This window comes from Sphingomonas sp. BE138 (assembly GCF_031456125.1).
In the GTDB taxonomy this organism is placed as follows: domain Bacteria; phylum Pseudomonadota; class Alphaproteobacteria; order Sphingomonadales; family Sphingomonadaceae; genus Sphingomonas.
Window position 1 is genome coordinate 1 of record NZ_JAVDUC010000043.1, and the last position, 9,457, is coordinate 9,457.

A 9,457-nucleotide genomic window follows, 5' to 3' on the forward strand; every position below is an offset into this window, starting at 1 on the left:
TCTGTTCCTCGGAAAAACGGCTCTTTCTCACTCGTCTGCTCCTTCCTGGTGCAGACTCTACATCAAAGCGAGGGAGCCAACGGGGGGCAGGTCACTCGCAGGTCGACGATATTTGGCACACGGTGCGATACGAAACGGCGGGAGAGGATTTCGTTGATGATGACGATTATCAGCGCGTCGGCTACTTTTATCGCAAGTATACGAGGCCGGTGGCGTTGATCGGGATCGCGACGGAAGGGCTGGTCGAGGATTTCTTTAGTGCCTGGTCTAGCGAAGACGAAGAAGGCTTCGACCCCGACAGCGACACGCAACTTCTGCTATATCTCCTTTGAATCCGATAAACTTTCTAGCCATTAGCGGGAGCGGTCGTCCAGACTTGCTAAAGTCCTTCGTCGCGCGAACGGCCGCTTTCTCCAAATCTGGTCGTTCACTGTCGTCCTCATGAAGGACGGGTTTGTCCCAAGCCTCGCCGATCGAACGCTCGCTGACAAAGATGAACGACCGGCGGGTTTCGGGGGCCGCGATGAGCCCGCGGAATGACTGGGATTGGGTCGATGCTGCCGACATCGCGCAAGCGAGCCGTCCAGCGGGTGGAGCTTCACCTCGTCGCGTCGAGGATGACGGCGACTGTCTCCTCCGGCGTGTCCCACATCGGAAAGTGGCCGCTGCCATCAAACCAGTGGAGCTCGGCGCCGGGAAAGGCTGCCTGCGCGCGCGCAGCCTGTCTGGGGAGGCAGAGCCGGTCTTGCCTGCCCCACCCGATGACGACCCGGCCGGTGCCGGCAGCGGCGGGACCGGACTGCTCAGGTCCCGCGGCAAGGCTCTGGACCAGCGCATCGAACGTCGGCGTTCTACTGAGACCTTCCAGCTCGGTCGCGACGGTCTCCCCGTCAAGCGCCCAAGGACGCGCGGAGAGCTGAGCGAGCAGCGCCGTGCGCGACGCTGCGTTTCGGCTCAACGCCGGCAGAGCTGGCCGGATGGCGCGCAGCAAGCGACCGGAGGCGCCGATGGTGGTTCTGAAGAAGGTTCGCTCCCACCCTCGCCAGAAGCCGCCAGGATCAAGCGCGACGACGTTGCCGGCGAGTCCGCGCCGCGCGAGCTCAAGCACAATCCGCGCGCCCATGGAACTGCCGACAACATCGACGCCAGACAAACCAGCCTCCGCGATGTAACGCTCGACGCTGCCGACCAGACCATCAAACGTCCCGCTGTCGGACTCGGCAAGGGTAGCCCCATGGCCGGGAAGGTCGACCGCGATGACCTTCCGCGAGGCGCTGAGTGGGCCCAAGACGGTGCTCCACGATCGCCAACTCCCGCCCAGGCCGTGGATCAGAAGCAGCGTGCGTCCAGTGCCGCGCTCAATCGTGTTCATGCCGCCTCCGCCTTGCCGCTGTGAGAAGCTCAACGAGCACGGTCGCTTCGCGGGCCCGGCCTTAATCGGCTGACGGGCGCTGGAGATCGGCCCCTAGGCCCACGCCAGGAGGCGGTGAGCCGGGTGAGTCTTCCTGTTCAGAGAAGGGTCCTTGAGTATGAACGAGCGACCGCTTGTGAGTAGCGCTACGTTTGCACTGAATGGCCGCTTGTGGGTCTGCGCGGACGATGGGCAATTGCGATTGAAGCACCAGATCAGAGTTGTCTCGCAAACGATCGGGCCTGTTGAAAAATGCCGGACATGCTGGGTTGCTCCTTCGTTTCATGGCTGCCGAAAGGAGCGTCGCTATGATGGGACCAGCCTGTCGCGGTAAGCGGGACGGGGCGTCCCGCCGCACCATAGAAGCCATGTTGCCCACAGACCACCTGCTGCGTCGCGTCGATCGATGTCTCGACATCGGCGAGTTGAGACAGGCACTGGCCGGTCACTACAGCGCAAGGGGACGGCCATCGATCGATCCCGAACTCCTCATCCGCATGGCCTTGGTCGGCCGCATTTACGCGATCACGTCCGAACGGCGTCTGTGTGAGGAGCTGCGCTACAATCTGGCCTATCGCTGGTTCTGCCGTCTCGCGCCGGGAGACAAGGTTCCGCACCACTCGACGTTCAGCAAGAACCGGCACGGTCGTTTCCGCGATGCCGACGTGTTCCGGATCCTGTTCGAAAGCACGGTCCGACGCTGCATCAGTGAAGGACTGATTGGCGGAAAAGACGCCGCGATCGATGCATCGTTCATAGCGGCTGATGCGAGCTGGCAGCGCAAGACCGTTCCTGGCTACCTGCCGTATGTCGCCAACGCGTCGCGCGCGGTTAGGGAGTGGGTGCACGACACAAGAGATGCCGTCTTTGAAATGGCGCGCTCGAAAAGCTGCCAAGGCGTCTCTCGAACGGATCCTGCCGCGGCTTGGTCGGCGCGAACGGTGCGTGGCCGGTTCGGCTACGCCCTGAATGCGCTGGTCGACACCCCGAGTGGCGTCGCTCTCGATGTGAAGGCGACACCGGCTCGGTTCGCGGAGGAAGTTGATGCGGGGCGCGTCATGCTCGAGCGATCGGCCGATCGCTTTGATTATCGTCCCAAGCGGGTTGCGGCCGACAAAGCCTATGGCAGCGCCAACTTCCTCGGCTTCGTAAGGGATCACGGCGCAATCCCGCACATTCCGGTAATCGACCGTACGCAACAGACCAAGGGCAAGCTGCCGCGAACGGCCTTCAGCTATGATCGTGACATTGACAGCTTTACCTGTCCGACCGGAAAGCCGCTCCGACATCATGCCTTCTATCTGCCCACCGGCGTACACCGTTATGCAGCCGATGCGCGTGACTGCGAGGCGTGCGTGCTTCGGAAGAAATGCACGACGGCGCGGCGTCGTATCCTGGTTCGGCTGGACGATGAGGACGTCCGCGATCTTGCCAGAGCCGAAGTGGAAACCGGGCTCTACAAGCGGTCTATGCGGTTGCGGCGCGGGGTTGAACGGTTCTTCGCTGACGCCAAGGGTAAGCATGGCATGAGGCGGCTTCACCTGCGCGGTATCCGCGGAGCGGAAGAGGAGTTCCTGATCGGCGCGGCGGTGATGAACCTGATGATCCTTGCGCGATCGAACCGACTGAACGGCAAGCCGCGTCGGGGGGTGTGCGTCCCCGCGGCCCTGACTCCGGCTGAAATCTCGGCCCGGTCGATTGAACACGACGTGATCGCCTCGCCTGCTCGACGATATGCCTGATCGCTGAGGCGCGGCGTGATCTATCACGCGGCTTGCAGCCGTTCTTTGCGGTATGGCACACCGTCGAGCAGTGCCTGGCCCGGTGCCTTGGGCGTGCCGTCACCGTTCACGTACATATAGAGTGTCGTCGTCGTCATCCCGAGACGGCGCGCGACATCGGCTGCGATCGCGTTGCGATCGGACATGGCGGCCATCGCCATCGCCAGCGTTGCCTTGTCCATCTTGCGGGGTCGCCCTCCCATGCGCCCCCGCGCGCGTGCCGCGGCAAGGCCGGCCTGTGTGCGCTCGGCGATCAACTCGCGCTCGAACTCTGCAAAAGCGGCGAAGATGCCAAAGGCCAGGCGGCCGTTGGCGGTGGTGGTGTCAATCTGCGCGCCGGCGCCGGTCAGCACCTTCAACCCAATACCGCGCTCACGCAGCGCCTCGGCGGTGATGACCAAATGCCTCAGGTCGCGTCCGAGGCGATCCAGTTTCCAGAGCACCAGTGTATTGCCGGGCTGCAATGCCTTGAGACAGGCAGTCAGGCCGGGACGTGCATCATGACGACCCGACGCGAGATCCTCATAAATGCGCGAGGCATCGACGCCTGCGGCGAGCAGCGCATCGCGCTGCAGTGCCAGCGTCTGCGATCCGTCAGCCTTGGACACCCTCACATATCCGATGAGCATCGCCACCCCGCCAGAAAAGATATCTGACACCCTGCAATGTGCTGGTGGTTTCCGCAACGGGTATCCCGACCACAAGGCAGGGGGGACGAGGCAAAAACAGCAATCGCCAGAAAACCGGTCGTTTTTCTGGCGGCTTGGCCGGGTACGCGGGAAGCAGCCGTGAGTCAGGCGCCGGCAAACAGAGCGGAAGGGTGAGCCGTCTCCTTCAACGCCTTTTTGTCGACCTTGCCGACGCTCGTTCTTGGCAGGGCATCACAGAAGTGAATGGCATCCGGTACGGCGTAACGCGAGATGGCTCCCGTTAGCGCCCGAGCGACCACAGCCTCTCGTAACGCTTCCTCCGACACCGTCGGCCCGGCAGCGCGGACGACAAATGCGATCGGTCGTTCGCCCCAGCGAGCGTCGGGGATACCGACGACGGCTGCTTCGGCAACGCCGGGTTCGGCCGTGAGAAGAGCTTCCAGTTCGATTGAAGAAACCCATTCGCCGCCCGTCTTGATGACGTCCTTCAACCGATCGACGATCCGAACCGCGCCGTCGGCATCGATCTCGGCAATGTCGCCGGTATGAAGGCGTCCGCCGTCCCACAGCGCATCGGAAGCGTGCTGCTGCGAGTAGCCTTGGGTGAGCCAGGGTGCCCGGAGGGTCAGTTCGCCGCCACGGGCTTGGTCGATGGCGACCTCGACGAGCGGCAATGGGAAACCAGCGCGACAGCGAACGCCTACGGTATCTTCCGGTTGGCTGCGGGCAAGCGTGACGACAGGTCCGGTTTCGGACATGCCGTATCCGGAAAGCGCGATGATGCCGACTTCTTCTGCTTCCTGGGCCAGAGCCTCAGGCAGAGCTGACCCGCCGATCATCATCGTCCAGGGCCCTACGTCCCAAGCATTTGCCTTCGCGGCATCGACCACCATTCGCAGGATCGTCGGCACGCAATACGAGTAGGTCACGCCCTCATTGCGCTTCAGCGCAAGAAGCGTGGCGGGATCATAGCGTCCGGGATAGACCTGCTTCATTCCCAGCATCGTGGCGATGAACGGCATGCCCCAGGCGTGGACGTGAAACATCGGCGTCATCGGCATGTACACGTCACGGCGTGTGACATTCTGTCCGACAGGCTGGTTTGCGATCGTCGTGGCGGCCGCCAAGGTATGCAGAACAAGTTGTCTATGCGAGAAGAACACCTGCTTGGGGTCACCGGTCGTTCCGGTCGTGTGGAACGTCGTCGCGATGGCGTTCTCATCGAAATCGTCAAAGGCGAAGCCGGGGTCGCCCGCTTTGATCAGGCCTCGAAGCCGTCACCTGCCATTCCGCCGAAGGTGACGACGCGTAGAATGTCGAGTGCAGGTAGAAGTGCGTCGGCGAGCGGCTTGAAGTCGTTGTGATAGAGGAGTGTCGAAGCGCCGCTCTGCCGAAGCGTGAAGCCGATCGCGGCGGGTGCTAGGCGAACATTGACGGTCTGCAGGATCGCGCCAAGCATGGGGATGGCGAAATAGCATTCGAGATAGCGGTGACTGTCCCAATCCATCACCGCGACCGTATCCCCTGCCTGAACACCCAGCTGGGAGAGACCTGATGCCAGGCGGTGAACCCGCTCGACGAACTCGGCGTAACGAAATCGCCGCCCGTCGCTGACGATCTCCTCATTCGTCGTCTCCGCTTGGGGGAGCAATCGACGGATGAGGAGGGGATAGTCATATGCCTCTGCAGCGACCATCTCGAGCAATCTCGGCTGCGTCATAACCTCTCCTAAGGCATTGATGTTTTAGTTGGCTTTGGGTGTACTGAACGCGATGACGTAATCGCCGATGTCCTTCGAATGGGCAGCTCCGCCGACCGATACCAGCACGTACTGGCGTCCGGTTTTAGGTGAAATGTAGGTCATCGGTGTCGCGCTCGAGCCTACCGGCAGCCGGTAGCGCCAGACCTCCTTGCCATTCGATGTGTCGTAAGCGCGGAGATAGTAGTCCTGCGATCCCGCGAAGAAGAGCAGTCCCCCGGCGGTCACGCTGGTGCCGGCATAGGTCGGCATACCGATCGGCATCGGGAGGTGCGACTTGATCCCCAGCGGCCCTAGTTCCTCGGCGGTTCCGGCCGGCACCTGCCACGCGATCTTGCGCGTGTTGAGGTCGATCGCGGTGATCGTGCCGAACGGGGGGCGGGAGCAGGGGACGCCCAGTTTCGTCATCCACATCTGGATGTTGACGCCATACGGCGTGCCGAGCTGCGGCGATGGTCCGTGACCGGTGCCATCCGGATGGTTTTTCTTGGCGAACTCCGTGAATTCCGGACGGGTCATCAGGCGGACGGTCATTGGCACGCGGACGTCGTTCATGAACACCCGGTTGTTGGGTACGTCGACCGACATGCTTCCCCAGTTCAGGCCACCGAGGTTGCTCGGATGCTCGATCGACTGGGTCATGCCCGGGGGCGTGAAATCACCGCTGTAACGCGACTGACGGAAGGATATGCGGCAGGCGAGCTGGTCGAACATGGTCATGCCCCACATGCGACGTTCGTTCAGCGTCTCCGCGATCACCGGCATATCAACCGAATAAGGCTGGGTCGGCGACATCCGCTCACCCGGCATGCTGCCCGCCGACGACACGGGTTTTTCCACCACGCGGCTCAGCGGCTGACCAGTGGCCCGGTTCAGCAGGAATAGCTGACCCCGCTTGGTGGACAGCAGGAGCGCCGGAATATTGCCCCGCAGATTGACGAGGGCGGGTTGTGCGGGAAGGTCATAGTCCCACAGGTCGTGATGCACCGTCTGGAATTTCCAGCGCTCGCGGCCGGAGGTCACGTCGAGCGCGACAAGCGTCGAATTGTACTGGTCTGCCCATGGCTTGCGCTGCACGCCGTAATAGTCAGGCGTGGCGTTGCCGAGCGGGACATAGATCAGGCCGAGCTTGTCGTCATAGGCCGCAGTGGTCCACATGTTCGGCGTACCGCGTGTGAAGGTCTGGCCGGGAGGAGGCTCACGCGTGATCGCCGGGTTGCCCAAGTCCCATGCCCAGACGAGCTTGCCGGTCATCACGTCGAAGCCGCGGATGACGCCGGAGGGTTCACCGATCTGCTCGTTGTCGACCACCCAGCCACCGATCACGATGATGTTGCGCGCAACGAGCGGGGCGGAGGTCTGAAAGTAGAAACCGGGCTGGACCGGCCCCATGCCTTCAGCAAGCGACACGGTGCCGGCATTGCCGAAACCGGGGCAGAGCTTGCCCGTCCTGGCGTCGAGCGCAATCAAGCGGGCATCAATGGTGGTAGCGATGAGCCGCTGCTTGCAATCGCCGGTCGTTGTCGTCGACTGGTAATAGCCGAGCGAGCGACACCGCTGCCAGAAGGGCGCCTTGGCATGCGGATCGAAGCGCCAGCGCGTTGCACCCGTATCCGGGTCAAGTGCGATAATGACGTTGTTACGGGTGCAGCTATAAAGCGTGTCGCCAATCTGAAGCGGGGTGTTCTGGTCAATGCCCGGGCCCATGTCGCCGGTCCGGATGGTCCAGGCCGGCTTCAACGTTGTGACATTGTCGCGATTGATCTTGTTATAGGCTCTGTACCGAAGCCCGGCGGTGTTTGCCCCGTAAGAAGTCCAGTCCTGCGGCGCGTTGTTACCCGCGCCCGGCGAGTATTCCGACGCTGCAATTGCGGGCACAGTGGGATGTGACACGAATGCCAGTCCGAACATAGTGATGAACGCGGCCGCACAGGCTGCAGCGCAGAGCCGAACACCTCGTTGGGCGCTACCGGCGATGATCATCGGGAAGAGCGCGAAGCCCAAGCCTACAAGGGCAATGGGGGCGAGCAGACGGGGAAAGAGGTCCCAGAAACGGAAACCTGCCTCGAAAATCGACCAGATCAAGGTGCCGACCAACGCAGCCGCGAGCGCCCAAATCGCTTGGCGCCGGCTCTTCAAAGCAAGAACGGCCGCTATGGCGAGCGCTGCACCAAAGATAGCATAATAGGGCGATCCGCCGAGCCCCGTCAGCCATAAACCGGCTGCTGTTAAGGCAACGCCGATAATCATTAGGACCAGTGCGTAAAGTCTCGCAATCTTCGACATTTGCGCTCCGATTGAATTTGAGCTGGTAGGCTGCCCCTGTCGGTCAGCCGCCTCGTCGCTTCGGCTAGTAAGATTTCATTGCGGGATGCGCATCGCGCGCTGCGCCGCGAGGTTCTCAGCAACCCGCTGCCGGGTGAACGCCGGCGAAAGACCAAGCGCCTGCCGAAGCCCAGACCCGATGAGGGATGAGCTCAGGGCCGAGGTGACGATACTCTCGATAATTATCGGAAGCTCAGCCTCGGTGAAGGCCGATCCGTCCCTGCGGTCAGTTGCAATCTCGTGAGGAAGTCGCGCGAAGCGTTCGAACAGCGGCTGAAGAAGGGGGCTTTGCGAGGCGGACAGCCACCCGATCAGCCTGCCGACGCCCGTCGTCTCAAAGGTGTCGAACACCAGATCGACGAGATCCGCTTCGCAGATATCCCCGGCTTTCAGCGCCAACGTCCCCGTCCGCACTTCGGTCAGAAGCTGCACGATCAGTTCATCGGCAACCGCCGCCTGAAGATTGGCGGCAGTACCGAAATGATGGGTGATGCTCCCGTGCGCCATCCCGAGCGCTGCCGCGACCGCCTGAAGCGTAATCGAGCCGGGACCGTCCGCCATCAAAATCTCGCGAGCCGCAATGATCGCCTCTTCGCGGAGCTCGTCCGGATGGCGGCGTCGACGCCGGACAAGGCTCGTCACTATTGTCATTGATGACAATATCTGCAAGGGTTTGATCGCTGTCAACTAATTCCATGAGGACGGATCAAATGCTTGAAGGCGGCGGAGGTCATTTCAGCGCGTTCGAGGTGATCGCATCGGACATCGACCACATGGGACATGTGAACAACACCGTCTACCTGCGCTGGATTCAGGATGCGGTGACTGCCTTTTGGAGCCAGGGTGCGCCTAGCGAGGCTGTGCGTTCGGTCGCGTGGGTCGCACTCAAGCATGAGATCACCTATCGCCGCGCTGCGTTTCTCCACGAACGCATTGAAGTTCAAATGCTCATCGAACGGATCGTCGGAGCCAAAGCATATTTCGGGGCAACGATACGACGCGGCGCGACCGTCCTGGCGGACGTCAAGAGCGTCTGGTGCAGTGTGGATGCCACCTCTCTTCGTCCGGTCCGCCTCGACCGGAATGTGCGCGATACTTTCTTGGGCCCATTGGAGGCTACGGCGTGACGGGCCGCCTCGTCTTGCAATTCATTATATCAACCGTGGTTTGCATTGGGACAGCAAATGCTCAGAGCCGGACTGAGCAAAGCGCCCCGGCCCTGAGCTTCGATGCGGCTCTCGCGCGGATCGACGGCGCCTCGCCCGGACTTTCCGGCGAGGATCATGCCGTCCGCGCAAGTGAACTGATCGCCGGCGCTACCCGTAGCCTTCGTCGCCCGGTCGTCAGCGCTTCGGCCAGCGTCATCGAATATCAGAAAACGTTGTCCGTCGACCTTACCGGGCCGAAGGATAATGCACAAAATGCCACAACCGATTGAGGCTGTTGAAAAAGGCCTGCGCGAAAACGGCTTGGCGGATGGCTGGTGACATTGGTCACCGGAGGATACGCCGCGTATCAGGCCGGCCCGGCC

The 9,457-nt window shown here is 62.1% G+C and carries 10 protein-coding genes; 4 read left to right on the forward strand and 6 right to left on the reverse strand.

Annotated features, from left to right (window positions below):
- Positions 1-332, forward strand: a 332-nt coding sequence (locus J2Y58_RS20180) for a hypothetical protein (protein WP_310107159.1), incomplete at its 5' end; no start/stop codon positions are given.
- 266 nt (positions 333-598) lie between these two features.
- On the opposite strand, the gene J2Y58_RS20185 is transcribed toward J2Y58_RS20180, so the two are convergent.
- The gene (locus J2Y58_RS20185; RefSeq protein WP_310107164.1) at positions 599-1,372 is read right to left on the reverse strand and encodes an alpha/beta fold hydrolase; all 774 of its coding nucleotides are present in this window, start codon (positions 1,370-1,372) and stop codon (positions 599-601) included.
- A 407-nt stretch (positions 1,373-1,779) separates the two neighbouring features.
- Here J2Y58_RS20185 and J2Y58_RS20190 point away from each other — a divergent pair, with 407 nt between their 5' ends.
- Positions 1,780-3,153 carry an IS1182 family transposase gene (locus J2Y58_RS20190; protein WP_310107166.1) on the forward strand — a complete coding sequence of 458 codons (1,374 nt, stop codon included), beginning with the start codon at positions 1,780-1,782 and terminating at the stop codon, positions 3,151-3,153.
- A 23-nt stretch (positions 3,154-3,176) separates the two neighbouring features.
- On the opposite strand, the gene J2Y58_RS20195 is transcribed toward J2Y58_RS20190, so the two are convergent.
- From J2Y58_RS20195 to J2Y58_RS20215, 5 genes are all read right to left on the reverse strand, one after another.
- Positions 3,177-3,821: a recombinase family protein gene (locus J2Y58_RS20195; RefSeq protein WP_114688965.1), complete on the reverse strand. Its 645-nt coding sequence runs from the start codon at positions 3,819-3,821 to the stop codon at positions 3,177-3,179.
- 164 nt (positions 3,822-3,985) lie between these two features.
- Positions 3,986-5,107 carry an AMP-binding protein gene (locus tag J2Y58_RS20200; protein ID WP_310107178.1) on the reverse strand — a complete coding sequence of 374 codons (1,122 nt, stop codon included), beginning with the start codon at positions 5,105-5,107 and terminating at the stop codon, positions 3,986-3,988.
- Positions 5,104-5,562 (reverse strand): AMP-binding protein, encoded by a 459-nt coding sequence (locus J2Y58_RS20205; protein WP_310107169.1) that lies wholly within the window; start codon positions 5,560-5,562, stop codon positions 5,104-5,106. Before J2Y58_RS20205 ends, J2Y58_RS20200 begins: the two co-directional genes overlap by 4 nt.
- Positions 5,563-5,586: 24 nt before the next feature.
- A complete protein-coding gene (locus J2Y58_RS20210; protein WP_310107171.1) occupies positions 5,587-7,887 on the reverse strand; it encodes a membrane-bound PQQ-dependent dehydrogenase, glucose/quinate/shikimate family in 2,301 nt (766 codons plus the stop codon).
- A 75-nt stretch (positions 7,888-7,962) separates the two neighbouring features.
- Positions 7,963-8,613, reverse strand: coding sequence for a TetR family transcriptional regulator (locus J2Y58_RS20215; protein WP_310107173.1), 651 nt, complete (start codon positions 8,611-8,613; stop codon positions 7,963-7,965).
- Positions 8,614-8,636: 23 nt separating this feature from the next.
- Here J2Y58_RS20215 and J2Y58_RS20220 point away from each other — a divergent pair, with 23 nt between their 5' ends.
- Positions 8,637-9,053, forward strand: coding sequence for a thioesterase family protein (locus J2Y58_RS20220; protein ID WP_310107175.1), 417 nt, complete (start codon positions 8,637-8,639; stop codon positions 9,051-9,053).
- Positions 9,050-9,364, forward strand: coding sequence for a hypothetical protein (locus tag J2Y58_RS20225; RefSeq protein ID WP_310107176.1), 315 nt, complete (start codon positions 9,050-9,052; stop codon positions 9,362-9,364). Before J2Y58_RS20220 ends, J2Y58_RS20225 begins: the two co-directional genes overlap by 4 nt.
- Positions 9,365-9,457: the final 93 nt, after the last annotated feature.